Raw genomic sequence first — 24,421 nt, 5'->3', positions numbered from 1 at the left:
ACGTCCGCCCTCAGGCCCGTGTCAGACCCCCGGCCTAGACTCGGAGGCGCAATGAGCGACGCCTCCACTCCCATCATCGTCCCCGCCGGATCGGGCCCCCGAGGGCCGTACGCGGGCTCCGCCGACGAGCTGCTCGACGGGCTCAACCCGCAGCAGCGCGAGGCGGTCGAATACCGTGGGCCCGCGCTGCTCATCGTCGCCGGCGCCGGGTCGGGCAAGACCCGCGTTCTGACGCACCGCATCGCGTCGCTGCTCCGCTCGCGCGAGGCATGGCCCAGCCAGATCCTGGCCATCACGTTCACCAACAAGGCCGCGGGCGAGATGCGGGAGCGCGTCGAGCAGCTCGTGGGCGACAGCGCTCGCGGCATGTGGATCTCGACGTTCCATTCGGCATGCGTGCGCATCCTGCGGCGCGAGGCCGATCAGTTCGGGTTCACGAAGGCGTTCACGATCTACGACTCGGGCGACTCGCGTGCGCTGATCAAGCGCCTGGTCAAGGAGCACGAGGCCGACGCGCTGGGGCTCACTCCTGCCTCGGTGCAGTCGAAGATCTCGAAGCTCAAGAACGAGCTCGCCGACGCCGACTCGTATGCGCGCGACGCGAACATGAACGACCCGGTCGAGCGGATGTTCACCACGCTGTTCCGCGACTACCAGCGGCAGCTGCAGCGGGCCAACGCCTTCGACTTCGACGACCTGATCGCCCAGACCGTGTACCTGTTCCGGGCGTTCCCGCAGGTCGCGGACGTGTACCGCAAGCGGTTCCGGCACATCCTTGTCGACGAGTACCAGGACACGAACCACGCGCAGTACGCGCTGATCCACGAGCTCACGCGGCCCGTGCAGTCGGCCGACGAGGTCGGCGGCGGCATGCTCGCGCTGATGGACGAGGCCGAGGGCGCCTCGCTCACCGTGGTGGGCGACTCGGATCAGTCGATCTACGCGTTCCGCGGGGCCGACATCCGCAACATCAGCGAGTTCGAGCGCGACTTCCCTGGCGCCAAGGTGGTGCTGCTCGAGCAGAACTACCGGTCGACGCAGAACATCCTGACCGCCGCCAACTCGGTCATCCGCAACAACTTCGACCGCAAGGACAAGCGGCTCTGGAGCGACCAGGGCGACGGCGAGAAGGTCGTCGGCTTCACGGGCTACTCGCAGCACGACGAGGCCCAGTTCGTCGCCGACGAGATCGAGGCGCTGCGCCGCACCGGCGTGGACTACGGCGAGATGGCGGTGTTCTACCGCACCAACTCGCAGTCGCGCGCGCTGGAGGAGATCTTCATCCGCTCGGCGGTGCCGTACAAGATCATGGGCGGCACCAAGTTCTACGAGCGGCAGGAGATCAAGGACGCGCTCGCGTACCTCGTGTCGGTCGCGAACCCTGCCGACGAGATGGCGCTGCGCCGCATCATCAACAAGCCGCGGCGCGGCATCGGCGACGTCACGGTCGAGGGGATCTCCTCCTTCGCCGAGCGCGAGGGCATCACGTTCCGCGACGCGCTCGGCCGCTACACCGAGCTCGGCTTCGGACCGAAGATCCAGGGCGCGATCGCGCAGCTGCACAAAGTGCTCGTCGAGGCGCAGCAGATCCTGCTGCCCGACGACGGCGAGGTGCCTCCCGCCACGGCCCTGACCGAGGGACTGCAGGTGCTGCTCAACAAGAGCGGCTACATGGATGCGCTGCGCGCCAGCCGCGACCCGCAGGACGAGGCGCGCATCGAGAACCTCGACGAGCTCGTCGCCGTGACGCGTGAGTTCGCGCGCAACAACCCCGACGGCACGGTGCTCGACTGGCTCACCGAGGTGGCCCTGGTGGCCGACAGCGACGACCTCGACGACGCGTCCGGCTCGGTCTCGCTCATGACGCTGCACACCGCCAAGGGGCTGGAGTTCGACACGGTGTTCCTCACGGGCGTCGAGGAGGACCTCATCCCGCACCGCATCTCGGCCGGCGAGCCCGGCGGCCCGCAGGAGGAGCGACGGCTCTTCTACGTGGGCATCACGCGCGCCCGCAAGCGCCTGTACCTGTCGCTCGCCATGACGCGCGCGCAGTTCGGCGAGGTGTCGGCGGCGGTGCCGAGTCGGTTCCTGCAGGAGATCCCGGGTGATCTGATCCACTGGCGCCAGTCGCCCGGCGACGTCAACTCGCGGGGCGGCACGCAGTCGCGCGCGCTCAACGCGCGGCGCCCCGGCGGCGGCTCCGAGCGCTGGGGCGTGAAGCCGCTCGCGCCCGGATCCGGTCTCAAGCCCAAGTCGACCGCCATGGACCGCTTCCCCGGCATGGTCACGAACAAGGTGCGCGACAACGGCGACCTCGAGCTGGCGGCGGGCGACCGCATCCGGCACGACGACTTCGGCGAGGGCCGCGTCGACGCGGTCACGGGCGAAGGCGCCAAGCGCATCGCGCACGTGCGCTTCGACAGCGCCGGCCCGAAGAAGCTGCTGATCAAGATCGCACCGATCGAGAAGCTCTGAGCGGGACCGGCAGCGCCCGGCCGCCCGCGGCCTCGTTCATCCGGCGACGTCACACGCGTCCGGCGACCGCGCATCCGGCAGGATGGGCGGTCACGGTGCAGAGGTGCCTTCGGCGGTTCTTCTAGGCTGTCCCGGGACGAGGGGGTGGGCCATGCGTCGAGCGACGCGACTTCTGCTCGGGATCGCCGTGCTCGCCGGGTCACTGGCCGTGACCGCGTGCGGCGCCAGATTCCCCGAGCTGCCCGAGGCCGTCGGAGAGGACTTCCCCGACGGCGCCATCCACACCGCCGTGGCCTGGCCATCCGACTGGCTCGAGGGCCTCGCCGGCGAGTCCGAGGCGGTCGGGGGCCAGATCGTGGGGCTGCGTCTCGAGTTCGTGGACGACACGTGGATGTGGCGGCTCCGAAGTCGTGATCCCGGGTACGACCTCTTCGGCGAGTCCATCACCGAGCCGGATCGCGGGCGCGAGGCGCTGGTCGATGCGGCCACCCACGAGGTCGTGGCGCAACGGCACGTCGAGCTGACCGAGGCGGAGCTGACCCCGGGGCGGATCGCCGCACTGACCGCTGCACGCCTCTCCGGCGAGCGTTACCCGAGCCCGCGGATCGTCGCGATGGAGTCGATCGTGGAGGACGACGGCCCCGCGTGGCGCATCACCCTGCGGGACACGGAAACCGGCGCGCAGTCTCTCACCACGGTGTCCGAGGAGCCCCTTCCGTAGGGCCCGATGCCGCCGGGCGCTCCGCCGCGGAGGGAGCTCCCCGACGGCGCGGCCGGACCCACGGGGCCTACGGGACGGCGGGGACGTCGACCACGCGCGTCTCGCCTGCCGCGGGGACGAGGGATCCCGCAGACCATGAGGCCGCGGCGTCGGTCAGGGCCGGCAGCGCATCGGCGGGGATCCAGGCGCGCAGCGTCGCCCGCGCCGCATAGTCGGGATCGCCCATGGTCCCGTCGCCGGCGGCGATCCAGTCGCGCAGCAGGTTGTCGACCCGGCCCGCATCGGCGTGATCGACCGCGAGCAGCACCTCGGTGAGCTCCCGGCGCTCGACCGGCCGCGCGGCATCCAGGCACTCCGACACGGCCGACGAGTATGCGCGCACGAGGCCGCCCGCGCCGAGCTTGATGCCGCCGAAATAGCGGGTCACCACGATCGCCAGGTCGGTCAGTCGGCGCTGCCGCAGCACCTCGAGCATCGGGATGCCCGCGGTGCCGGAGGGTTCGCCGTCGTCGTTCGAGCGTGCTTGCTCGCCCCGCAGTCCCGTGACCATCGCGGTGCAGTTATGGCGGGCATCCCAGTACGTCCGGCGGATGCCCGCGATGAAGGCCTCGGCCTCGGCCACCGATCCGACCGGCGCGGCGTGGGTCAGGAAGCGCGACTTCTTGATGACGAGCTCGTGCTCGACCGGTCCCGCGATGGTCGACGGGTAGGAGCTCATCCGATCAACGGTAGCGCTGCGCGCCCTCCTTCTCACGGGGGAGGGCCGGGGTTGACCCCGGCCCGTAGGCTGGGCGCATGGGACTGTTCTCGCGGAAGAAGAAGGACGACGACCAGCAGGGCGCCGAGGCTTCCGCCGAGCAGGCGGCCGCACAGACGCCCGCCGCGGACGCGCCGGCCGATGCCCCCGCAGCGCCCGCAGAGGCGACGGAGGAGGCCGCGGTCACAGCCGGCGAGCCCGTGGCCCCGGCCCCGGAGAACGCGTCACCGGCGCCCACAGCGGAGGAGTCGACGGCGGCGGACCCCGACGAGCCGGCGCCGCAGGTCAACATCTCGGTCTCGTCGTTCCGGGGGCTGGGCGGTGGCCCCGACGCGACGGCATCGCCCGCGAGCGAGCCGGCCCCCGGCCTCGGCGCCCCGGCTGCGACTCAGCCCGCTCAGCCCGCGCCCCGCGAGCTGCCGCTCGCACCGGCCGCCCCGCCCGAGCAGCTCGAGACCGTGCCGGGCCTGCGCGACAACGCGCTCCTGCGCGACGCGCTCGCCGCGCTGCCCGAGAAGCCCACGGGCGCGCAGCTGGTCGGCGTGGTGCGGCAGCTGATGCAGGGACACGTGTTCCTTCGGGTGCAGGGCAACGCCCGCGAGCAGCTCGCCGAGGGCAACGGACGACTGTCGTTCGGCATCGCGCGCGACGGCGACAACACCTACATGCTCGTCTTCAGCTCGGGCAAGGCGCTGCACGACGCCGTGCGCGCCGACGGCGATGCCAGCACGTCGGCCGTCGGGCAGCCGGTCGGCGCCATCCTGAAGCACCTGATCGACCAGGACTTCGCCGGCGTGATCGTCGACAACAACTCCGCACCGCACCGCGCCGTGCTGCCGCGCGCGGTACTCGAGCGCGCGCTGAGCCAGGCCGATCCCGCGATGCGCCTCAAGGCGGCGCTCGCGGCGCCGCGCGAGGCCGACACCCCGCACCGCATCGCCCAGCTGCTGGCCGAGGGCGCGCCGCTGTGGGTCGCGCTCGGCAAGACGGCCGCCGACAGCACGCAGCTCGGCATCGCCGAGGCGCGCCTGGCCGACGGCACGCGACTGCTGCAGGTGTTCTCGCATCCGCTGGAGGTCGCGGCCCACGGCCGTGACGAGCGGGCGCTGCCGCTCACGGCCGCCAAGATCGGCCAGGTGCTGCGCGACCACGAGGCGGTCGGAGGCGTCATCATCGATCCCGCCGGGCCGCTCATCACTCTCACGCGCGAGGAGCTCGCACCCGTGATCGCGCTCGCCGGGGAGGCCGATGCCGCCAGCGCCACGGCGAGCACGGTCGTGCCCGAGACTCCCGGTGTGGGCGACCTGCCGGGCGCCCCCGACGCCGACGACTGACGCGCGGCCCCGCGCCGGCGACACGTGTCCTCACCGAGGACACGTCATCCGCGCGCGCAGAACGCGTGTCGTCGTTCACGACACGTGTCGTCGCAGGATGCGCAAGCCCGTTTCGCAGGTCGCCGCCCGTCCGTAGGGTGGCGGCATGGCGTCGGAGCGCATCATCCTGAACGTGCCTGGACCGCATGGCGAACGCGAGGTCGGGCTGTCCAACCCCAACCGCGTGGTGTTCCCCGACGTGGGCATCACCAAGCACGAGCTCGCGGAGTACGCGATCGCGGTCGCCGAGGCGTTCCTCGCGCACAACGGCCACCGGCCCGTGTCGCTCGAGCGCTACCCCGACGCGGTCGGCGGCGAGATGTTCTTCTCGAAGAACCCGCCCAAGGGCGCGCCCGGATTCGTGGAGAGCGAGACCGTCACGTACAACAGCGGGCGGCGGCATCCGCAGCTCGTGCTCACGGAGCCGGCGGCGATCGTCTGGGCCGTGCAGATGAACACCGTGGTGTTCCACCCCTGGGCGTCGCGCGTGCCCGTGACCGACAATCCGGTCGAGCTGCGCATCGACCTCGACCCGCAGCCGGGCACCGACATCGACGACGCGGTGCCCGCCGCACACGCGCTGCGCGAGGTGCTGCGCGAGGCCGGCCTCGAGCCGTGGATCAAGACCAGCGGCAACCGCGGCCTGCACGTGTTCGCGCCGATCGTGCCCGAGTGGGAGTTCCTCGACGTGCGTCACGCCGTGATCGCCGCGGGCCGAGAGCTCGAGCGCCGGATGCCCGACAGGGTCACGACGGCGTGGTGGAAGGAGGAGCGCGGCCAGCGCGTCTTCGTCGACTTCAACCAGGCCAACCGCGATCGCACGATGGCGGGGGCCTACAGCCCCCGCGCGCTGCGGCATGCATCCGTGTCGACGCCGCTGCACTGGGACGAGCTCGACGGGCTCGACCCCAAGCGGTTCACGGTGCGCACGATCCCCGAGCGCCTCGCGCAGGGCGATCCGTGGGCCGGGATCCAGGATGAGCCAGGCCGCATCGACACCCTGCTCGAATGGTGGCAGCGCGACCTCGAGAACGGGCTCGGCGAGATGCCGTTCCCGCCGGAGTTCCCCAAGATGCCCGGCGAGCCGCCGCGCGTGCAGCCGAGCAAGAAGGTCTCCGAGCATTGGGACGCCCAGGGAAACCGGGTCGCCGACTGAACGCCCGGCCGGCGGGACCGCGGTCAGCGCTCCCCGAGGCGGCGATGGGCCCGGCGCGGGTGCGACGGCTCCTCGCTCGGGCGGCGGTTGGCGCGCCGCACCGAGCGCGGCGGCTTGCCTCCCAGGTACGACGCCGCGGAGTCGACCAGAAACCCCTTGCTGAGCAGCTCGCGGCCCACGAGCATCCGGAACCCCATCGAGTCGCGACGCGTGAGAGTGACCTCGGCCCGGATGACGTGGTCGTGCAGGCGCACAGCCATCAGCACCACGACGCGCTTCTCGGAATGGCCCGACGAGCTGCGCACGCGCCGCCGGTCGTGCACGGGCAGCTCGACCTGCACGGCGTCGTCGGCGCTGCGCTGCCACGGGTGGATCTCGAAGCGTACCCACGGCTCGTCGTCCCGCGTGAACTCCTTCAGCCCGAACGCGTGCAGCGACGACGTCTGCGCGCCCGTGTCGACCTTCGCCTTGAGCCACTCGATGCCGGTTCCCGGAAGCCCCACCCATTCGCGCCAGCCGACCAGAACGTGACTCGGCACGTCCTCGGGCGGGAGAAGATGGGTGGACACGCCCCCCATCAAACCAGCAACCCCGGGATCACACTGTGAAGATCGCCATCCTGTCGCGCGCGCCGCGCGCCTACAGCACCCAGCGCCTCCGGGCCGCCGCGCTCGACCGCGGCCACGAGGTCAAGGTGCTGAACACCCTGCGATTCGCGATCGATCTCTCGGGCGAGGATCCGGATCTGCAGTTCCGGGGGCGCCGGCTCTCGGACTACGACGCGATCATCCCGCGCATCGGCAACTCGATCACCTACTACGGCACGGCCGTGGTGCGCCAGTTCGAGCAGATGGACGTCTACACGCCCAACACCGCCAACGGCATCGCGAACTCGCGCGACAAGCTGCGCGCGAACCAGATCCTCTCGCGGCACGGCATCGCGATGCCCGCGACCGCGTTCGTGCGCAACCAGGCCGACGTGATCCCGGCGATCGAGCGCGTCGGCGGCGCGCCCGTGGTGATCAAGCTGCTCGAGGGCACGCAGGGCATCGGGGTGATCCTCGCTCCCGAGATCAAGGTGGCCGAGGCGATCGTCGAGACGCTGCAGTCGGCGCGGCAGAACGTGCTGATCCAGCGGTTCGTGAAGGAGTCGAAGGGGCGCGACATCCGCGCTCTCGTGGTCGGCGACCGGGTCGTCGCGGCGATGCGCCGGTCGGCGAAGGGCGACGAGTTCCGCTCGAACGTGCACCGCGGCGGATCGGTCGAGCGGGTCGACCTCGACGAGGAGTACGAGCGCACCGCCGTGCGGGCTGCCCAGATCATGGGACTCAAGGTGGCGGGTGTCGACATGCTCGAGTCCGACGAGGGGCCGCTCGTGATGGAGGTCAACTCGTCGCCGGGTCTGCAGGGCATCGAGGAGGCCACCAAGCTGGATGTCGCCGGCGCGATCGTCGACTACATCGCCAACCAGGTGGCGTTCCCGCAGATCGACGTGCGCGAGCGCCTCGCGGTCTCGACGGGATACGGCGTGGCGGAGCTGGTCGTCCACGGCGACGCGGAGCTCGTCGGCAAGCGGCTCGCCGACTCGGGCCTGCGCGAGCGCGACATCACCGTGCTCACGCTGCATCGCGGCACAGGGGTCATCCCGAACCCGAACGGCAGCCACGTGCTCGAAGCCGAGGACCGGCTGCTGTGCTGGGGCAAGCTCGAGGAGATGCGCTCGATGATCCCCGAGCGCCCCAAGCGGCGTCCGCGCGTGAAGAGGCTGCCGAAGAACCCGATCCCAGACGAGAACTGAGGCGGCGTTCAGTCCAGCACGTCGCCGAGGTCGTACTTCGCGGGGACGTCGAGCTGATCGAAGCGGCAGGATGTCGCCTCCCGGTCGGGCCGCCAGCGCTCGAACTGCACCGTGTGGCGGAAGCGCACGCGGAACGCCGGATCGCCCTCGAGCTGGTCGTAGCGCACCTCGAGCACGCGCTCCGGACGCAGCGTGACGTACGACACGTCCTTGCCCGACGAGAACCTGCTGCGCTCGCCCTGGCCGGTGCCGGTCACGAGCGGCGCGAGCTCGTCGATCAGCTCGAGCCGGCGCCTGTCGCTGAAGGCAGAGACGCCACCCACCTGGTGCAGCTCGCCCGCATCGTCGTAGAGCCCGACCAGGATCGAGCCGACCCCCTGCCCGCTCTTGTGCACCCGGTAGCCGAGTGCCACGACATCCGCCGTGCGGGCGTGCTTGATCTTCAGCATCGTGCGCTTGCCCGGGGCATACGGCTGATCGGCGGGCTTGGCGACGACGCCGTCGAGGCCCGCGCCCTCGAACTCCTCCAGCCATTGCGCGGCCAGCTCGTGGTCCTCGGTCGTGCGCGTCAGGTGCAGCGGATGCGGCGCATCCTGCAGCAGCCGCTCGAGTCGCGCGCGACGCTCGCGGAACGGACGGTCGACGAGCGACTCGTCTCCCACGGCCAGCAGGTCGAACGCGATCAGCATGGCCGGGGTCTCGGCCGACAGCTTGGCGATGCGCGACGCGGCCGGATGGATGCGCTGCGACAGCGTGTCCCACGACAGGCGCTGCGAACCCGGCTCGCCCGCGGCGATCACGATCTCGCCGTCGATCAGGCACGGCTCGGGCAGGATGCGCGCCAGCGCCTCGACCAGCTCGGGGAAGTACGGCGTCAGCGGCTTGGCGCCTCTCGAGCCGAGCTCGACGGTCTCGCCGTCCCACGACGCCAGCACGCGGAAGCCGTCCCACTTGGGCTCGAACACCAGGCCGCCGGGGTGCTTGGCCGGATCGGGGATGGCCGGCACGGCCTTGGCGAGCATCGGCGCGGGGATGTCGTGGGGCATGCGGACATCCTGCCCGGCGTGGCGTGGCGGCGGCCAGGGGCTTGCGGCGTGCGGAGCCGACCTGCACGGTTCAGGACATCCGCATCGATCAGGAGAGAACCGGAGACGATCATCCTGAACCTGCAGATCTCCGCAGGCGCGCAGCGCCTCAGGCGCCCTCAGAACAGGTCGCGCAGCTTCGCGGGCTCGCCCGCGTCGCGGAGCGCCGTGCGGGCCGCGTGCCATCCGGCCATGCCGTTGACGCCCGGGCCCGGGGGAGTGGCCGACGAGGCGAGGTAGACGCCCTTCATCGGCGTGCGCCAGGGAGCGGTCGAGAGCACCGGGCGACGCAGCGCCTGCAGCATCGTGAACGCGCCGCCCAGCACGTCGCCGCCGATCTCGGCTGGGTTCTCGGCCTCGCGCTCGGATGCGGGCACGGCGTGCGACGCCAGGATGCGGTCGCGGAACCCGGGCGCGAAGCGCTCGATCTGGCGCGTGATGTGCTCGGTGGGATCGAGCGCCGAGCCGTGCGGCACGTGCATGTACGTCCACAGCACCGACTTGCCGGCGGGGGCGCGCGAGGGATCGAGCACCGAGGGCTGCACGGTCAGCACGTACGGCCGCTCGGGAACCTCGCCCCGGGCCACCGCGTTCTCGCTCGCCTCGACCTCGGCGCGCGTGCCGCCCACGTGCACCGTGGGCGAGCGGGCGACATCCGGATTCGTCCACGGCACAGGGCCGTCGAGGGCGAAGTCGACCTTCGCGGCGGCGGGGCCGTAGCGATACGACCGGATGGCCCGGGCGTAGGAGGCGGGCACGTCGGGGTGCGTGAGCGCGAGCCGCGGCGACGTGTCGAGCAGCACCACGTCGCCCGCGGCAGGGTCGCCCCAGTCGAGCGAGGCGAGGTCGGTGACGTGCTGCCCGGTCTCGATCCGCCCGCCGTGCGCGCGCAGGTCGGCGACGAGCGCATCGGCGATCGCCTGGGCCCCGCCGATGGGGTAGGCCCAGCCCGTGTCGGCGTGGCCGAGTGCGGCGAGCATCACGCCGGCGGCCGCCCCGGCGAGCGATGGCTGCGGGGTGTTCGCGTGCGCCAGCACGCCGGCGAGCAGCGCGTGCGCCTCCTCGGTGCGGAACGTGCCGCGGCCGAGGGCGGTGCCCGCCTCGAGCACGCGCAGGCCGAAGCGCGCGGCGGTGAGCGGGCGGATGGGCACGCGCAGCAGCTGGTTGCCCGTGAAGTCCATGACGCCCGGGATGTCGCGCGCAAGGGGGCGCATCATCGCGAGCCAGGCGCGTCCGTCGGGGCCGAGCTCCGACGCCGTGCGATGGATGTCGCGCCACGCGATCGCCGCGCGGCCTCCGTCGAGGGGCTGAGCGAACGAGGCATCCGGCACGATCCAGCCGATCTTGTCGCGCAGGCCGAACGCGCCGAAGAAGCTCGAGGTCAGCGCGGCCGGATGCACGGCCGAGCACACGTCGTGCCGGAACCCCGGCAGGGTGAGCTCCAGCGTGCGGGTGCCGCCGCCGACCGAGTCGGCGGCCTCGAGCACCGTGACGTCATATCCCGCCCGTGCGAGCGCGACCGCGGCGGCCAGGCCGTTCGGCCCGCTTCCCACCACGGTCGCGCGCGTCATGCGGCCAGTCTTTCACGCCAGGGCATCCCACGCCCGCCCCTCCCCCGCGGCCCCGCCGGGCTCGCCCCTCGCGCGCCGCCCGGCGTCTCAGACGAAGGCGCCGACGCCCGTGATGTCGCGTCCGATGATGAGGGCCTGCACGCTCTCGGTGCCCTCGTACGTGTGGATGGCCTCGATGTCGGCGAGGTGCTGCATCACCCGGTTCTCGAGCAGGATGCCGTTGCCGCCCAGCAGGTCGCGGGCCGTGCGGGCGATGTCGCGGGCCGTGCGGGTGTTGTGGAACTTCGCCAGCGACGCCTGGGTCGGGCGCAGCGATCCGGATGCCTCCAGGTCGGCGAGCCGACGGCAGTAGAGCTGCATCGCGGTCAGCTGCGACAGCATCTGCGTCAGCCGCTCCTGCACCATCTGGAACCTCGCGAGCGGCTTGCCGAACTGCACGCGCTGCGTGGAGTACGCCAAGGCGGCCTCGTAACAGGCGGTCGCATGCCCCAGCGCCGACCACGCCACGCCCGAACGTGTGGCGAACAGCACGGTCGAGGTGTCCGTGAACGAGTGCGTGCCGGGCAGCACGGCATCGGCGGGCAGGCGCACGTCGTCGAGCGTGATGTGCGCCTGATGGATGCCGCGCAGCGACAGCTTGCCGGTGATCACCGTGCCGGTGTAGCCGGGGGCATCCTGCTCCACGAGGAAGCAGCGCACCCGCCCGTGATCGGCGTCGCCCTCGCGGTCGACGCGCGCCCACACGAACGTCACGCCCCCGGATGCGCCGTTGCCGATCCACTTCTTCGCGCCGCGCAGGATCCATCCGTCGCCGTCCCAGCGCGCCGTCGTCTCGAGCGACGTGGAGTCGGACCCGTGATCCGGTTCGGTGAGGGCGAACGCGCCGGGCACCTCGCCGCGTGCGATCGGGCCCAGCCAGCGCTGCTGCTGCTCGCGGCTGCCGAACAGCGCGAGCGTGCGCAGCGCCAGTCCGCCCTGCACCGCGATCACCGTGCCGAGCGAGCCATCGGCGCGCGAGACCTCCATGTTCACGAGCCCCGCCGCCAGCGGCGACATCGGGGTCAGGTCGGGGTGCTGGATGCCGTCGACGTACAGGTCGGCCGCGCCGAGGGCCGTCAGCGCCTCCGCCGGGTACTCGGCCTTGTCCCACGCCTCGGCCATGCGGGGTGCCAGGGCCTCGCCCACCTCGCGGGCCCGCGCCCACGCGCCGCGATCCGCGCCGGCGACATCGCCGAACACGGCGTAGTAGTCGGTGTCGAGGGGGGACGTCACGTCGTAGGAGAGGACCTTCTCTCCGGGGAAGAGCTCCGATGCCATGCGGTCAGCGTAGACAGGGACATCCATGCCCCCGGAGACGTTTGGAGGTCTCCGCCATCCGAGCCCGCCGAAATGCCCGGACCGATTGCTCTAGACTGAACGACGGTTCCCGACGGCGCCCTACGGAGGTCTCGCATGTTCATCATCTCGCTGCTGCTGTTCCTCGGCGGCATGGCGCTGTTCGCCGTGGCCTTCATGATCGACTTCTTCCAGCCGGTGGTCTTCACGGCGGGCATCCTGGCGATCTGCCTTGCGATGGCGCTGCCCATGCACTTCAGCAAGACCTCGCGCTGACGACGCGCACGCACTTCCCGAACGCGGCTCCGGATGATCCGGGGCCGCGTTTCGCATGCGGCGGCGGGTGATCCCGGCTCGCGATGTGCGGGAGCCCCGATCGGCGCTGTCGGCGGGCGGTAGTAGGCTGAGATCTCGGTCGAGATCTCTCGACGTCGAGACGTTCCGCGTCTCCTCCCGTGGCCCCATTCGAAGGAATGCAACGTGGACCTGTACGAGTACCAGGCTCGAGACCTTTTTGAGAAGTACGAGGTGCCGGTGCTCGCCGGCATCGTCGCCGACACCCCCGAGGAGGTGAAGGCAGCGGCCGAGAAGATCGGCGGCGTCGTGGTCGTCAAGGCCCAGGTCAAGACCGGCGGGCGCGGCAAGGCCGGCGGCGTGAAGGTCGCCAAGACCCCCGACGAGGCGTACGAGGCGGCGAAGGCCATCCTCGGCCTCGACATCAAGGGCCACGTGGTCAAGCGCGTCATGGTCGCGCAGGGCGCGGACATCGCCCGCGAGTTCTACTTCTCGGTGCTGCTCGACCGCGCCAACCGCTCGTACCTGTCGCTGTGCAGCGTCGAGGGCGGCATGGAGATCGAGCAGCTCGCGGTCGAGAAGCCCGAGGCGCTCGCGCGCGTCGAGGTCGACCCGCTCGACGGCATCACCAAGGCGAAGGCCGTCGAGATCGCGCGCGCCGCGAACTTCGACGAGGACCTCGTCGAGAAGGTGTCCGACGTCTTCGTCAAGCTCTACGACGTCTACAAGGGCGAGGGCGCGACCCTCGTCGAGGTGAACCCGCTCATCCTGTCGGGCGCCGGCGACATCATCGCCCTCGACGGCAAGGTGACGCTCGACGACAACGCCAGCGAGGTGCGTCACCCCGAGCACGAGGAGCTCGAAGATAAGGGCGCCGCCGACCCGCTCGAGGCGAAGGCCAAGGAGAACGGCCTCAACTACGTCAAGCTCGACGGCCAGGTGGGCATCATCGGCAACGGCGCGGGCCTCGTGATGTCGACGCTCGACGTCGTGGCCTACGCCGGCGAGAACCACGGCGGCGTGAAGCCCGCCAACTTCCTCGACATCGGCGGCGGCGCGAACGCGCAGGTCATGGCCAGCGGCCTCGACGTCATCCTGGGCGACGAGCAGGTCAAGAGCGTGTTCGTCAACGTCTTCGGCGGCATCACCTCGTGCGTCGCCGTGGCCGAGGGCATCGTCAAGGCCCTCGAGATCCTCGGCGACGCGGCCACCAAGCCGCTCGTCGTGCGTCTCGACGGCAACCAGGTCGAGGAGGGTCGCGCGATCCTCGCGGCCGCCAATCACCCGCTCGTGACCCTCGCCGCCGGTATGGACGAGGGCGCCGACAAGGCCGCCGAGCTGGCGAACGCCTGAGCCGCGGATCGGATAAAGGACTAGAGAGATGTCGATCTACCTCAACAAGGACTCCAAGGTCATCGTCCAGGGCATCACCGGCGGCGAGGGCACCAAGCACACCGCCCTCATGCTCAAGGCCGGCACGAACGTCGTCGGCGGCGTGAACGCCCGCAAGGCCGGCACGACCGTGACGCACGAGAAGCCCGGCGCGGGCGAGGTCGAGCTGCCGGTGTTCGGCTCGGTCGCCGAGGCCATCGAGAAGACCGGCGCGGATGTGTCGATCGCGTTCGTGCCCCCGGCCTTCACGAAGGACGCGATGATCGAGGCCATCGACGCCGAGATCCCGCTGCTCGTCGTGATCACCGAGGGCGTTCCGGTCGGCGACACCGCCGAGGCGTGGGCCTACGCGAAGTCGAAGGGCAACAAGACCCGCATCATCGGCCCGAACTGCCCCGGCATCATCACGCCGGGCGAGGCGCTCGTCGGCATCACGCCCGCGAACATCACCGGCAAGGGCCCGATCGGCCTCGTGTCGAAGTCGGGCACGCTGACGTACCAGATGATGTACGAGCTGCGCGACCTGGGCTTCTCGACCGCCATCGGCATCGGCGGCGACCCGGTCATCGGCACGACGCACATCGACGCGCTCGAGGCCTTCGAGGCCGACCCCGAGACCAAGGCCATCGTGATGATCGGCGAGATCGGCGGCGACGCCGAGGAGCGTGCGGCCGAGTTCATCAAGGCCAACGTCACCAAGCCGGTCGTCGGCTACGTCGCGGGCTTCACGGCTCCCGAGGGCAAGACGATGGGTCACGCCGGCGCGATCGTGTCCGGCTCGGCCGGCACCGCGCAGGCCAAGAAGGAGGCCCTCGAGGCCGCCGGCGTCAAGGTCGGCAAGACCCCGTCGGAGACCGCCGCGCTGATGCGCGAACTGATCCAGGGCCTGTGATCGCGAAGCGATCACGCCCACGGTTGTCGAGCGAGCGAAGCGAGTCGAAACACATCTCGTCGCTGTAAGCGCAGCCGCTTCACGCGAAGGCCCCGTCCGTGCGGACGGGGCCTTCGTCGTTGCCGGGGCTTGCGGGGGCGTGTCCCAGTTGTGGCCTGAATGAGATGCCAATTTGGGCCACAACTGGGACACCGCGGCGCCGATATGGGCCACAAGTGGGACATGCCCGCGCGGGCGGGGCGCAGGGGCGCGGGCCGGGCGCAGGGGCGCGGCCCGGCGGGGTCAGGCGCCCAGGAGGGCCTGGATCGGACCGCGGGCGAAGAACACCACGAACCCGGCGGCGACGATCCACAGCAGCGGGCTGATGCGGCGCGCGCGGCCCGAGAAGGCCTGCACGACGACCCAGCTGACGAACCCGGCCCCGATGCCGTTGGCGATCGAGTAGGTGAGCGGCATCACCGTGACCGTGAGGAACACCGGCAGCAGCACCCGGAAGTCGCCCAGATCGATGTGGGCGATCTGCGCCATCATCATGGCGCCCACGATCACCAGCGCGGCGGCGGCGATCTCGGTCGGCACGATCGAGGTGAGCGGCGTCAGGAACATGGCGAGCAGGAACATGCCCCCCGTGACGACGTTGGCCAGGCCCGTGCGCGCGCCCTCCCCGATGCCGGCGCCCGACTCGATGAACACCGTGTTCGACGACGACGAGGTCGCGCCTCCCACCACGGCGCCGAGACCCTCGACGATCAGGGCCGACTTGATGCGGGGGAAGTCGCCCTTCTCGTCCGCCAGCTCAGCCTCCTTGGCAAGGCCCGTCATGGTTCCCATGGCGTCGAAGAAGTTCGAGAACACCAGGGTGAACACGATCATCACCAGCGCGACGACGCTGACCCGGCCGAGGTCGAAGCCGAAGTCCACGGCGCCGACGAGGCTCAGGTCGGGCAGCGAGAACGGCGACCCGGTGAGCGCGGGTACGGTGAGGCTCCATCCGCCGGCGTTGCCGTCGGCGGCCGCGCCGAGGTGCCAGATCGCCTCGGCGATGACGGCGAGCACCGTGCCGACGGCGAGGCCGATCAGCAGGCCTCCCTTCACGCGCAGCGCGACCAGGATGCCCGTGAGCACGAGCGTGACCACGAACAGCAGGGTGGGAACGGTGGCGACGGAGCCGCCCACGCCCAGGCCGACGGGGGGCGAGGCCTCGCCCGTCGCGGTGACGAAGCCCGAGTTCACGAAGCCGATGAAGGCGATGAAGAGGCCGATCCCGACCGTGATGGCGAGCTTGAGCTGCAGGGGAACCGCGTCGAAGATCAGCTTCCGCAGCCCGGTGGCCGCGAGCAGCACGATCACGAGGCCGTTGATGACCACGAGGGCCATCGCCTCGGGCCAGGTGACCTGCCCGACGACCGAGAACGCGAGGAACGCGTTGATGCCGAGCCCCGCGGCGAAGCCGAACGGCAGGCGCGTCACCAGGCCGAACGCGATCGTCATCACGCCGGCGGCCAGCGCGGTCGCGGCTCCCACGGCGGGGAAGGGCAACGTGTTGCCCTCGACGTCGGCCGAGCCCGACAGGATGATCGGGTTCAGGATCACGATGTAGGCCATCGTGACGAAGGTCACGAGGCCGCCCCGGATCTCGGCGCCGAACGTCGAGCCGCGAGCCGTGACGGAGAAGAAGCGGTCGAGCGCGCTCTTCGGCGCGCTCGTGGTCGTGGTGCCGGGGGCAGTTGTCATCGAGGGACCTCCGCAGAGAACTTACCGGGCGCGCCTGACCGACGCCCGTTCCGGCTCTGCCTGGTGGTGCCTCAGCTGATCGGCGTGATCGCGAAGACCGGATGGTCGCGGGCGATCGCGGCGAACTCTGCCACGGAGGCATCCGGTGCCGCGGCGACGTGCGGGCGCACGATCGGGATCTGCTGCACGTAGTGCTTAAGAACGGGGGCGGCGGCATCCGGTGCGAGTTCCTCCGCGCGGATGCGCTCGTTGCGGGATCCGCGCTGAAGCGTGGCCTCGCCCGCCGCGCGGAGGTTCTGCACCCCCCCGACCGGGCCGTACGGCGCGACGAGGTACCGGCGTCCGTCGACCACGACCGGGGTGACCGGGACCGTGCGGGACTCGCCGGTGCGGCGGCCCGCCACCGTGAGCGACGAGATGCCGCCCGGCGCCATGCCGCGCCGGCCGAGCGCGGCCATGATCGCGTCGATCCGACGACGCAGCGGGGTGGTCTTGTAGGTGCCGGCCATGCCGCCACGCTAGGGCGCGCAGCGGACGAGCGGAAGGGCGCATCCCGCGTCCATCCGGCCCCATCGCCCCGGGCGGCCCTAGCCTGGTGCCATGCCGCTGAATGGGGAATATCTGCCGTCCACCTCCGAGTGGGCACGGACGCAGGCCGAGACGTACGAAGCGACCGACGGCGCCGAGGCGAACACGCTGCGCGGCGTGCCGGTGATCGTGCTGACGACGGTGGGCGCCAAGTCGGGCGGCCTGCGCAAGACCGCGCTCATGCGCGTCGAGCACGAGGGACGCTACGCCGTGGTCGCGTCGAAGGGTGGCGCGCCCACGCCGCCGCAGTGGTACTTCAACGTCCTGAAGAACCCGCACGTCGAGCTGCAGGATGGCGCGGTCAAGCGCGACTACCTGGCGCGCGAGCTGGACGGGCCCGAATACGACGAGTGGTGGCAGCGCGCGGTCGCGGTGTGGCCCGACTACGCCGAGTACCAGCAGAAGACCGACCGCCGCATCGCCGTGTTCGTGCTCGAGCCGCAGGACTGACGGCAACCCGCCGGGGCGTGTCCCAGTTGTGGCCCGAATCCCTCCCGGATATCGGCCACAAGTGGGACATGCAGGGGCGCATAAGGGCCACAAGTGGGACACGGGTGGCGACGGAGCGCCGCCGGGGTGACGTCGGCGACCCCACGTAGAGTCGATGCGTCATGCACCGGTTCCTCGTCGCCCTGCTCGCCGCCCTGGATGCCGCCGTGTCGGCGATCGTCGGATGGGCGGCGGTGCTCGCGCCGCTCACGCTCATGTGGGTGTTCGCGTTCGGCGGCCTCGCCGATTGGGCGGCCCTGTGGCCGGCGACGGTGCGCATCTGGCAGCTCGGCAACCTCGTGCCGCTGGCCCTGCACCTGGACGAGCAGTTCATCGTCGAGGCCGGGCTCCCGGAGGAGGCCGGATCGTTCGCGCTCTCCCTCGCGCCCCTCGCGTTCGCGGTGCTGATCGCGGTGTTCGCGGCCCGTTCCGGCCGCCGGGCGCTGCGCTCGGGACGGTGGCTGACCGGCGTCGCCGCCGGCACCGTCACGACGGCGATCGCCGCCGCCATCGCGAACCTCACGGCCGGCAACCCCGTGGCCGCCGCCGAGCCGTGGCAGGCCATCCTGTTCCCGACGCTGGTGTACGCGGTGCCGATGCTGCTGGGTGCGGTGACCGGCGCCTGGAGCGAGGGCGACGACGGCATCGTCGACCGCGTGCACGACATGGCCGATCGCCTGCCGGCAGGATGGCGCGAGTTCCCCGCCCTGATGGTGCGCGGGGGCGGCATGGCGTTCGCGGGCGTCGTCGCCTTCGCCGCGCTCGCCATCGCGACGGCCGTGCCGCTGCGCGGCGGCAGTGTGATCGCCCTGTACGAGGCCGCGCAGGTCGACCTGACGGGAGCGATCCTGCTGACTCTGGCGCAGTTCGCGTATCTGCCCACCATGATCGGGTGGGCGGTGGCGTGGATCGCCGGCCCCGGCTTCGCGCTCGGCGCCGGCACGGGCGTCACGCCCGCAGGCACGCAGCTGGGCGTGCTGCCGAGCGTGCCCATGCTCGGTCTGCTGCCCGAGCACGGATCGCCGCTGCTGCTGCTCTCGGTGCTCGCGCCCGTCGTGGCCGGCGCGATCGCCGGGTGGGGCGTGCGCATCGCCTTCCGCGCCGAGGCTCGCGCGGAGGGATCCGACCACGAGCCGTTCGTTCCCCGCGCCGTGCTCGCGGCGGGCATCGCGGCGATCGCGGGCGCCGCGGCGGCGCTCGCCGCCCTGCTGACGCGCGGAGCGCTCGGGCCCGGACGTCTGGCCGAGACGGGGCCCGAACCGGGTGCCGTCGCGCTCGCCGTGGGGCTCGAGGTGCTGGTGGGCGCGGCCATCCTGCTGCTTGCGCCGCGCGCCTACGAGCAGCGCCTGGGCCGCTTCGTCCGCGGCGACGACGAACAGGATGACGTCGCGACCGAGGGCGACGCCAACGATGAGGACGAGACCTCGACCACCGTGCGAGCGTAGCGAGCGTGCGGATGCGAGTGCATCCGCCGCTCACGCCCTCGATGGAGCGAAGCGACAGCGTCTCGCCCGCGAGGGTACGGCGGAGCCGTGCCCGAAGCGGGCGAGGGGGCGTGACAGACTAGTACCGTGCTGTCGGTCGCCGTCCTCATCTCGGGCACGGGCTCGAATCTCCGTGCCCTCCTCGAGGCGGCGGACGACCCCGGATATCCCGCCCGCATCGTCGCCGTCGGCGCCGATCGCGACGCGTCGGGTCTGGCGCACGCCGCCGCGTTCGACATCCCGAGCTTCGTCGTGCCGTTCCGCGACTACGCAAGCCGTGAGGAGTGGGCCGAGCAGCTCGGCCACCGCCTGGATGAGATCCAGCCCGACCTGATCGTGCTGAGCGGCCTGATGCGCCTGCTTCCGGCCTCGCTCGTCGCACGCTGGCAGCCGCGCATCATCAACACGCACCCCGCCTACCTGCCGGAGTTCCCCGGGGCGCACGGGGTGCGGGACGCCCTCGCCGCGGGCGTCGCTCAGACGGGGGCGAGCGTGATCGTGGTCGACGACGGCGTCGACACGGGGCCAATCCTGGCGCAGGAGCGCATCCCGGTGCTGCCCGGCGACACCGAGGACATCCTGCACGAGCGCATCAAGCCCGTCGAGCGGCGCCTTCTGATCGAGGTCGTGCGCCGCATCGCGACCGGCGACATCGACCTCTCCGCCCCTCCCGCCCGTCCCTGACCCCGCCGATCCGATCGCCGCATCGATCACCGCTTGACCCGAAGGAGCACCACATGGCCGGCCCCCGTCACGACCCCTCGCTGTACCGCGACCGCGATGTGGTGCCGATCCGTCGCGCGCTCGTCTCGGTGAGCGACAAGACCGATCTGCTGAAGCTGGCCGAGGCGCTGGCGGGCGCGGGTGTCGAGATCGTGTCGACCGGATCGACGGCCGCCACGATCCGCGACGCCGGCTTCGAGGTCACGGATGTCGCGAGCGTCACCGGCTTCCCCGAGATGCTCGACGGGCGCGTGAAGACGCTGCACCCGAACGTGCACGGCGGTCTGCTCGCCGATCTGCGCCTGGAGCACCACGAGGCCCAGCTCGGCGAGTTCGGCATCGCGCCGTTCGAGCTCGTGGTCGTGAACCTGTACCCGTTCGTCGAGACCGTGCGCTCGGGCGCCGAGGGCGACGACGTGGTCGAGCAGATCGACATCGGCGGCCCCGCCATGGTGCGCGCGTCGGCGAAGAACTTCGCCAACGTCGCGATCGTCGTCTCGCCCGAGTCGTACTCCGCCGTGATCGAGGCGGTCGGACGCGGCGGCACCTCGCTGTCGCAGCGCCGCGAGCTGGCGGCGCGCGCGTTCGCGCACACCGCCGCCTACGACACCGCGGTGGCGCAGTGGTTCGCCGAGGAGACCATCGCCGGCGAGGCCGACCTGCCCGACCACCTGACCATCCAGGCCGAGAAGCTGTCGAACCTGCGCTACGGCGAGAACTCGCACCAGCGCGCCGCGATCTACTCGCGCGTCGGTGGACACGGCATCGCCCAGGCGACCCAGCTGCAGGGCAAGGAGATGTCGTACAACAACTACGTCGACGCGGATGCCGCCCTGCGGGCCGCGTACGACATGGTGCTGCCGGCCGTCGCCATCATCAAGCACGCCAACCCGTGCGGCATCGCCGTGGCGGCGCCCAACGCGCTCGACCCGATCGCGAGCGCCCACCTGCGCGCGCACGAGTGCGACCCGGTGTCGGCGTTCGGCGGCGTGATCGCCGCCAACCGCCCGGTGACGCTCAAGATGGCCGAGAACCTGCGCGACATCTTCACCGAGGTGATCGTGGCACCCGACTTCGAGCCCGCCGCGCTCGAGGTGTTCAAGGACAAGAAGAACCTGCGCCTGCTGAAGCTGCCTGAGGACTGGCGGCAGGAGCGGATGGACGTGCGCCTCGTGTCGGGCGGACTGCTGCTGCAGGATGCCGACCGCTTCCCGGAGGACGACTTCGAGTCGGTCGCCAAGGACTGGCAGCTGGTCGCGGGGGAGGTGCCCGAGGACGTGTCGGTGCAGGACCTCGTGTTCGCCTGGAAGTCGTGCCGTGCCGTGAAGTCGAACGCGATCGTGCTCGCCAAGAACGGCGCCACGGTGGGCGTGGGCATGGGCCAGGTCAACCGCGTCGACTCGTGCCGCCTCGCGGTGGAGCGCGCGGGCGACCGCGCGGCCGGGTCGGTCGCGGCATCCGACGCGTTCTTCCCGTTCTCGGACGGTCCGGAGGTGCTGATGAACGCCGGAGTGAAGGTCATCATCCAGCCCGGCGGATCGGTGCGCGACGAGGAGACCATCGCGCTGGCGCGCGACCGCGGTGTGACGATGTTCTTCACGGGAGAGCGTCACTTCTTCCACTGAGTTTTCTGCTCACGCCTGTCGCACGCTCGGGGCCCGCAAGCGGGCGCCCTCGCGAGCGACGACCGTCGCTTCGCTCCGGTCGGGCGTGAGGGCAGCGCTTCGCGCTGCGGTCGCTTCGCTCCACGCTCGCTTCGCTCGCACGGCATCCGGCCCGTCTGCTCCTCACCCGTCGATCGCTCGGGGGTCGCGGGCGACCCCGCTCGCGACCGACGCCGGCGCGTAGCGCCGGCAGGGCGCTTCGCGCCCTTCGGGTGCCGAGGGCCCGCGAAGCGGCGCCCGCAGGCACGCGAGGTGAAAGCCCCACGGCCGTGACCCCTGTGCGACGCGCGCCAGCGCGGAGCGTGCCGCGGATGCGGCCAACCAGGCGCGAAGCGCCGGCCCGGCGAAGCCGGACTCGCCCGCGAGCGGGCGCTTGCGCCCCGAGCGGGCGAGTGAAGAGTACTGCCGTGTCCGAAAGCCGCCAGCCGGGGGCAGTCGGCCGTGTCAGGATCGAGGCATGTCCCCGAGCATGACGTTCGCCGAGCGGTACCGTGCGATCAGCGCGCGCGACGTTCGCTTCGACGGGCAGTTCGTGACGGCGGTGCGATCGACCGGGATCTACTGCAGGCCGTCGTGCCCCGCGCGCACGCCCAAGGAGTCGAACGTCACGTTCTACCCGACGAGCGCCGCGGCGCACGAGGCCGGTTATCGCGCGTGCAAGCGGTGCCTGCCGGAGGCCGCGCCCGGATCGCCCGACTGGAACCTGCGCGGCGACGTCGCAGGGCGCGCCATGCGGCTCATCGCCGACGGGGTGGTCGAGCGCGAGGGCGTCTCGGGTCTGGCGGCGCGGCTCGGCTACTCGTCGCGCCACCTGACGCGTCTGCTCGCGGCCGAGCTGGGAGCAGGGCCCCTCGCGCTGGCCCGCGCGCACCGGGCCCACACCGCGCGGCTGCTGCTCGTCGGCACCGACCTTCCCGCCGCCGACGTCGCCTTCTCGGCGGGATTCGCGAGCGTGCGGCAGTTCAACGACACCGTGCGTGAGGTGTTCGGGATGACGCCGACCGAGCTGCGGGCGCGTCGGCGTGGAATGGAGCGGCTGCCGGCGGGCATCGACCTCGCCCTGCCGTACCGCGAGCCGTTCGATCCGGCCGGGCTGTTCGCGTGGATGGGTGTGCGCGCGCTGGCCGGGGTGGAGGACGGTGACGCGACCTCCTTCTCCCGTACGCTGCGCCTGCCCCATGGGCCGGCGTGGTTCCGCCTGTCGCGCGACGGCGGTCGGCTGCGGCTCCAGGCCCGCCTCGACAGCCTCGCCGATCTGGCGACCCTCGTCGCCCGCGCGCGGCGCCTGTTCGACCTCGACGCCGACCCGCTCGCGATCGACGCGGCGCTGTCGCGGCATCCCGAACTCGCGGCCCACGTCGCTGACGAGCCGGGGATCCGCCTGCCGGGCACGGCGGATCCGCACGAGCTGTTGATCCGCGCGATGGTGGGGCAGCAGATCTCGGTCGCCGCGGCGCGCACGCACCTGACCCGGCTCGCCGACGCGCTCGGCGACCGCGTGCAGCTGGCCGGGGAGGAGCGCATCCTGTTTCCCACCATGGCCGCGATCGCCGAGCGCGGTGCGGGGGTGCTGCGCGGACCGGCGGCGCGCATCCGGGCCATCACCGGGGTCGCCGCCGCGCTCGCGTCCGGCGAGCTGACGCTGACCACAGGAGACGACGCCGCCGAGCAGCGCGCGGCCCTGTTGGCGATGCCGGGCATCGGTGCCTGGACGGCGGACTACGTGCGGATGCGCGTGATCGGCGATCCGGATGTCGTGCTCACCGGCGACGTCGCGCTGCGGGCCGGGGCGGCTCGGGCCGGCATCCCCGCCGAGCCTCGGGAGCTCGCGGCCTGGGCCGCGCGCACCGCGCCGTGGCGTTCGTATCTGTCCATGCACCTGTGGCGCCTTGCGGCCGGTCCGGCCGTCGCCGCCCCTGCCCCCAGCCCCCACGTGCCCGCAGCGGAGGAGCCGTCATGACCGCGACCATCCAGACCCTCGACACCCCCGACGGCGCGTTCACGCTCGTCACCGACGAAGACGGCGCCGTGCTCGCGTCCGGATGGACCGCGGATGCCGACGCCGCGCTCGGCCGCATCCATCCGACCCTGCGGCCCGCCGACGTGCGGGAGCGGCCGACTCGGGCGGCCGACGCCGTGCGCGCGTATTACGACGGTGACGTGGCGGCGATCGACGCCGTGCGCGTGCGCCAGCGCGGCACGGCGCTGCAGCTGGCGGGATGGGCGGCGCTGCGGCGGATCGCGGCCGGCGATCCGCTGACGTACACCGGTTTCGCGGCCGCGCTCGGGTCGCCGCGGGCAGTGCGGGCCGCCGCGTCGATCTGCGCGCGCAACGCCCCCGCGCTTTTCGTGCCGTGCCACCGCGTGCTGCGGGGCGACGGCACGCTCGGCGGGTTCGCGTGGGGCGTGGGCGTCAAGCGTGCGCTGCTCGAGCGCGAGCAGGGGGAGCGGTGAAGCGCCGACAGGCGAGCCCTGTGTCCGTCCCCGGCGCTACGGTCGAGGCATGAGCGAGTTCTTCGAGCCCGAGGTCGACCGTACGTACACGCGCGTCTACAAGAACGAGACGCCCGACATCCTGCGGGCGTGGGGCGCGTTCGACAGCGCCGTGTTCGCCGCCGAGGGGCGCGAGATCCCGCTGAAGTACCGCGAGCTGATCGCGCTGGCCGTGGGCCTCACCACCCAGTGCGCGTGGTGCATCGACGCGCACGCCAAGAAGGCCGGCGACGCGGGCGCGACGGAGGGCGAGCTGGCCGAGACGGCCTGGGTCGCCACGGCGATCCGCGCGGGCGGCGGGTTCGCGCACGGCCGCCTGGCGTTCAAGTTCGCGGGCGTCGACCCGAACCACTCCCACTGACGAGGTCCCCGCGCGGCACCCGGGCACCGCGCCGCA

At 71.8% G+C, this 24,421-nt stretch carries 22 protein-coding genes; 15 read left to right on the top strand and 7 right to left on the bottom strand.

The window, feature by feature from the left end; translation table 11 throughout:
• Positions 1 to 51: 51 nt before the first annotated feature.
• Both ABTW64_RS03595 and ABTW64_RS03590 read left to right on the top strand, forming a co-directional pair.
• Entirely contained in the window at positions 52 to 2,475 is a 2,424-nt protein-coding gene (locus tag ABTW64_RS03595; RefSeq protein ID WP_350619279.1) for an ATP-dependent helicase, read from the top strand.
• 151 nt (positions 2,476 to 2,626) lie between these two features.
• Positions 2,627 to 3,196, top strand: a complete 570-nt coding sequence (locus ABTW64_RS03590; RefSeq protein ID WP_350619277.1) for a hypothetical protein — start codon at positions 2,627 to 2,629, stop codon at positions 3,194 to 3,196.
• A 67-nt stretch (positions 3,197 to 3,263) separates the two neighbouring features.
• On the opposite strand, the gene ABTW64_RS03585 is transcribed toward ABTW64_RS03590, so the two are convergent.
• Positions 3,264 to 3,914, bottom strand: coding sequence for an IMPACT family protein (locus ABTW64_RS03585; protein WP_350619275.1), 651 nt, complete (start codon positions 3,912 to 3,914; stop codon positions 3,264 to 3,266).
• A gap of 77 nt (positions 3,915 to 3,991) precedes the next feature.
• On the opposite strand from ABTW64_RS03585, the gene ABTW64_RS03580 reads away from it, so the two are divergent.
• Positions 3,992 to 5,287, top strand: a complete 1,296-nt coding sequence (locus ABTW64_RS03580) for an SseB family protein (RefSeq protein ID WP_350619273.1) — start codon at positions 3,992 to 3,994, stop codon at positions 5,285 to 5,287.
• A gap of 145 nt (positions 5,288 to 5,432) precedes the next feature.
• A complete protein-coding gene (ligD, locus tag ABTW64_RS03575) occupies positions 5,433 to 6,482 on the top strand; it encodes a non-homologous end-joining DNA ligase (protein ID WP_350619271.1) in 1,050 nt (349 codons plus the stop codon).
• 23 nt (positions 6,483 to 6,505) lie between these two features.
• Here ligD and ABTW64_RS03570 read toward each other — a convergent pair whose 3' ends face one another.
• Entirely contained in the window at positions 6,506 to 7,051 is a 546-nt protein-coding gene (locus ABTW64_RS03570) for an ATP-dependent zinc protease family protein (RefSeq protein ID WP_350619269.1), read from the bottom strand.
• Positions 7,052 to 7,086: 35 nt separating this feature from the next.
• Here ABTW64_RS03570 and ABTW64_RS03565 point away from each other — a divergent pair, with 35 nt between their 5' ends.
• Positions 7,087 to 8,280: a RimK family alpha-L-glutamate ligase gene (locus ABTW64_RS03565; protein WP_350619268.1), complete on the top strand. Its 1,194-nt coding sequence runs from the start codon at positions 7,087 to 7,089 to the stop codon at positions 8,278 to 8,280.
• Between the two features lie 8 nt (positions 8,281 to 8,288).
• Here the strand turns inward: ABTW64_RS03565 and ABTW64_RS03560 are convergent, their stop codons facing one another.
• From ABTW64_RS03560 to ABTW64_RS03550, 3 genes are all read right to left on the bottom strand, one after another.
• Complete coding sequence (locus tag ABTW64_RS03560) at positions 8,289 to 9,326, bottom strand: ATP-dependent DNA ligase (protein WP_350619266.1); 1,038 nt, start codon at positions 9,324 to 9,326, stop codon at positions 8,289 to 8,291.
• Positions 9,327 to 9,484: 158 nt separating this feature from the next.
• Entirely contained in the window at positions 9,485 to 10,936 is a 1,452-nt protein-coding gene (locus tag ABTW64_RS03555; protein ID WP_350619264.1) for a phytoene desaturase family protein, read from the bottom strand.
• Between the two features lie 87 nt (positions 10,937 to 11,023).
• Complete coding sequence (locus tag ABTW64_RS03550) at positions 11,024 to 12,253, bottom strand: acyl-CoA dehydrogenase family protein (protein WP_350619262.1); 1,230 nt, start codon at positions 12,251 to 12,253, stop codon at positions 11,024 to 11,026.
• Between the two features lie 135 nt (positions 12,254 to 12,388).
• Between ABTW64_RS03550 and ABTW64_RS03545 the strand changes: the two genes are divergently transcribed.
• The 3 genes from ABTW64_RS03545 to sucD all read left to right on the top strand — a co-directional run bounded on the left by ABTW64_RS03545 (position 12,389) and on the right by sucD (position 14,849).
• Positions 12,389 to 12,547 carry a hypothetical protein gene (locus ABTW64_RS03545; RefSeq protein ID WP_350619260.1) on the top strand — a complete coding sequence of 53 codons (159 nt, stop codon included), beginning with the start codon at positions 12,389 to 12,391 and terminating at the stop codon, positions 12,545 to 12,547.
• Between the two features lie 204 nt (positions 12,548 to 12,751).
• On the top strand, positions 12,752 to 13,918 hold the full coding sequence (sucC, locus tag ABTW64_RS03540) for an ADP-forming succinate--CoA ligase subunit beta (RefSeq protein WP_350619258.1): 1,167 nt from the start codon (positions 12,752 to 12,754) through the stop codon (positions 13,916 to 13,918).
• Positions 13,919 to 13,946: 28 nt separating this feature from the next.
• Positions 13,947 to 14,849: a succinate--CoA ligase subunit alpha gene (gene sucD, locus ABTW64_RS03535; protein ID WP_350619256.1), complete on the top strand. Its 903-nt coding sequence runs from the start codon at positions 13,947 to 13,949 to the stop codon at positions 14,847 to 14,849.
• Positions 14,850 to 15,131: 282 nt separating this feature from the next.
• Here the strand turns inward: sucD and ABTW64_RS03530 are convergent, their stop codons facing one another.
• Together ABTW64_RS03530 and ABTW64_RS03525 are read right to left on the bottom strand one after the other, a co-directional pair.
• Positions 15,132 to 16,583, bottom strand: a complete 1,452-nt coding sequence (locus ABTW64_RS03530) for an NCS2 family permease (RefSeq protein ID WP_350619254.1) — start codon at positions 16,581 to 16,583, stop codon at positions 15,132 to 15,134.
• A gap of 71 nt (positions 16,584 to 16,654) precedes the next feature.
• Complete coding sequence (locus tag ABTW64_RS03525) at positions 16,655 to 17,092, bottom strand: nitroreductase/quinone reductase family protein (RefSeq protein ID WP_350619252.1); 438 nt, start codon at positions 17,090 to 17,092, stop codon at positions 16,655 to 16,657.
• 91 nt (positions 17,093 to 17,183) lie between these two features.
• On the opposite strand from ABTW64_RS03525, the gene ABTW64_RS03520 reads away from it, so the two are divergent.
• From ABTW64_RS03520 to ABTW64_RS03490, 7 genes are all read left to right on the top strand, one after another.
• Positions 17,184 to 17,621, top strand: coding sequence for a nitroreductase family deazaflavin-dependent oxidoreductase (locus ABTW64_RS03520; protein WP_350619250.1), 438 nt, complete (start codon positions 17,184 to 17,186; stop codon positions 17,619 to 17,621).
• Positions 17,622 to 17,782: 161 nt separating this feature from the next.
• Positions 17,783 to 19,105: a cell division protein PerM gene (locus tag ABTW64_RS03515; RefSeq protein WP_350619248.1), complete on the top strand. Its 1,323-nt coding sequence runs from the start codon at positions 17,783 to 17,785 to the stop codon at positions 19,103 to 19,105.
• Between the two features lie 126 nt (positions 19,106 to 19,231).
• Positions 19,232 to 19,828, top strand: a complete 597-nt coding sequence (purN, locus tag ABTW64_RS03510; RefSeq protein ID WP_350619246.1) for a phosphoribosylglycinamide formyltransferase — start codon at positions 19,232 to 19,234, stop codon at positions 19,826 to 19,828.
• A 53-nt stretch (positions 19,829 to 19,881) separates the two neighbouring features.
• A complete protein-coding gene (gene purH, locus ABTW64_RS03505) occupies positions 19,882 to 21,492 on the top strand; it encodes a bifunctional phosphoribosylaminoimidazolecarboxamide formyltransferase/IMP cyclohydrolase (protein ID WP_350619244.1) in 1,611 nt (536 codons plus the stop codon).
• Between the two features lie 496 nt (positions 21,493 to 21,988).
• Positions 21,989 to 23,491 (top strand): AlkA N-terminal domain-containing protein, encoded by a 1,503-nt coding sequence (locus tag ABTW64_RS03500; RefSeq protein WP_350619242.1) that lies wholly within the window; start codon positions 21,989 to 21,991, stop codon positions 23,489 to 23,491.
• Positions 23,488 to 23,985, top strand: a complete 498-nt coding sequence (locus tag ABTW64_RS03495; protein ID WP_350619240.1) for a methylated-DNA--[protein]-cysteine S-methyltransferase — start codon at positions 23,488 to 23,490, stop codon at positions 23,983 to 23,985. Before ABTW64_RS03500 ends, ABTW64_RS03495 begins: the two co-directional genes overlap by 4 nt.
• Positions 23,986 to 24,034: 49 nt before the next feature.
• Positions 24,035 to 24,385, top strand: a complete 351-nt coding sequence (locus ABTW64_RS03490) for a carboxymuconolactone decarboxylase family protein (protein WP_350619238.1) — start codon at positions 24,035 to 24,037, stop codon at positions 24,383 to 24,385.
• Positions 24,386 to 24,421: the final 36 nt, after the last annotated feature.

Source organism: Microbacterium sp. NPDC096154 (assembly GCF_040302945.1).
In the GTDB taxonomy this organism is placed as follows: domain Bacteria; phylum Actinomycetota; class Actinomycetes; order Actinomycetales; family Microbacteriaceae; genus Microbacterium.
The sequence above is the reverse complement of the archived record's forward strand: the minus strand, read 5'-3'. Positions and strand labels throughout refer to the sequence as shown.

Bases quoted from the DNA above. Each gene is read 5' to 3' on its own strand.
- ABTW64_RS03595 (WP_350619279.1), top strand. From the start codon at position 52: ATGAGCGACGCCTCCACTCCCATCATCGTCCCCGCCGGATCGGGCCCC.
- ABTW64_RS03590 (WP_350619277.1), top strand. From the start codon at position 2,627: ATGCGTCGAGCGACGCGACTTCTGCTCGGGATCGCCGTGCTCGCCGGG.
- ABTW64_RS03585 (WP_350619275.1), bottom strand. From the start codon at position 3,914: ATGAGCTCCTACCCGTCGACCATCGCGGGACCGGTCGAGCACGAGCTC.
- ABTW64_RS03580 (WP_350619273.1), top strand. From the start codon at position 3,992: ATGGGACTGTTCTCGCGGAAGAAGAAGGACGACGACCAGCAGGGCGCC.
- ligD (WP_350619271.1), top strand. From the start codon at position 5,433: ATGGCGTCGGAGCGCATCATCCTGAACGTGCCTGGACCGCATGGCGAA.
- ABTW64_RS03560 (WP_350619266.1), bottom strand. From the start codon at position 9,326: ATGCCCCACGACATCCCCGCGCCGATGCTCGCCAAGGCCGTGCCGGCC.
- ABTW64_RS03555 (WP_350619264.1), bottom strand. From the start codon at position 10,936: ATGACGCGCGCGACCGTGGTGGGAAGCGGGCCGAACGGCCTGGCCGCC.
- ABTW64_RS03550 (WP_350619262.1), bottom strand. From the start codon at position 12,253: ATGGCATCGGAGCTCTTCCCCGGAGAGAAGGTCCTCTCCTACGACGTG.
- ABTW64_RS03545 (WP_350619260.1), top strand. From the start codon at position 12,389: ATGTTCATCATCTCGCTGCTGCTGTTCCTCGGCGGCATGGCGCTGTTC.
- sucD (WP_350619256.1), top strand. From the start codon at position 13,947: ATGTCGATCTACCTCAACAAGGACTCCAAGGTCATCGTCCAGGGCATC.
- ABTW64_RS03530 (WP_350619254.1), bottom strand. From the start codon at position 16,583: ATGACAACTGCCCCCGGCACCACGACCACGAGCGCGCCGAAGAGCGCG.
- ABTW64_RS03525 (WP_350619252.1), bottom strand. From the start codon at position 17,092: ATGGCCGGCACCTACAAGACCACCCCGCTGCGTCGTCGGATCGACGCG.
- ABTW64_RS03520 (WP_350619250.1), top strand. From the start codon at position 17,184: ATGCCGCTGAATGGGGAATATCTGCCGTCCACCTCCGAGTGGGCACGG.
- ABTW64_RS03515 (WP_350619248.1), top strand. From the start codon at position 17,783: ATGCACCGGTTCCTCGTCGCCCTGCTCGCCGCCCTGGATGCCGCCGTG.
- purH (WP_350619244.1), top strand. From the start codon at position 19,882: ATGGCCGGCCCCCGTCACGACCCCTCGCTGTACCGCGACCGCGATGTG.
- ABTW64_RS03500 (WP_350619242.1), top strand. From the start codon at position 21,989: ATGTCCCCGAGCATGACGTTCGCCGAGCGGTACCGTGCGATCAGCGCG.
- ABTW64_RS03495 (WP_350619240.1), top strand. From the start codon at position 23,488: ATGACCGCGACCATCCAGACCCTCGACACCCCCGACGGCGCGTTCACG.
- ABTW64_RS03490 (WP_350619238.1), top strand. From the start codon at position 24,035: ATGAGCGAGTTCTTCGAGCCCGAGGTCGACCGTACGTACACGCGCGTC.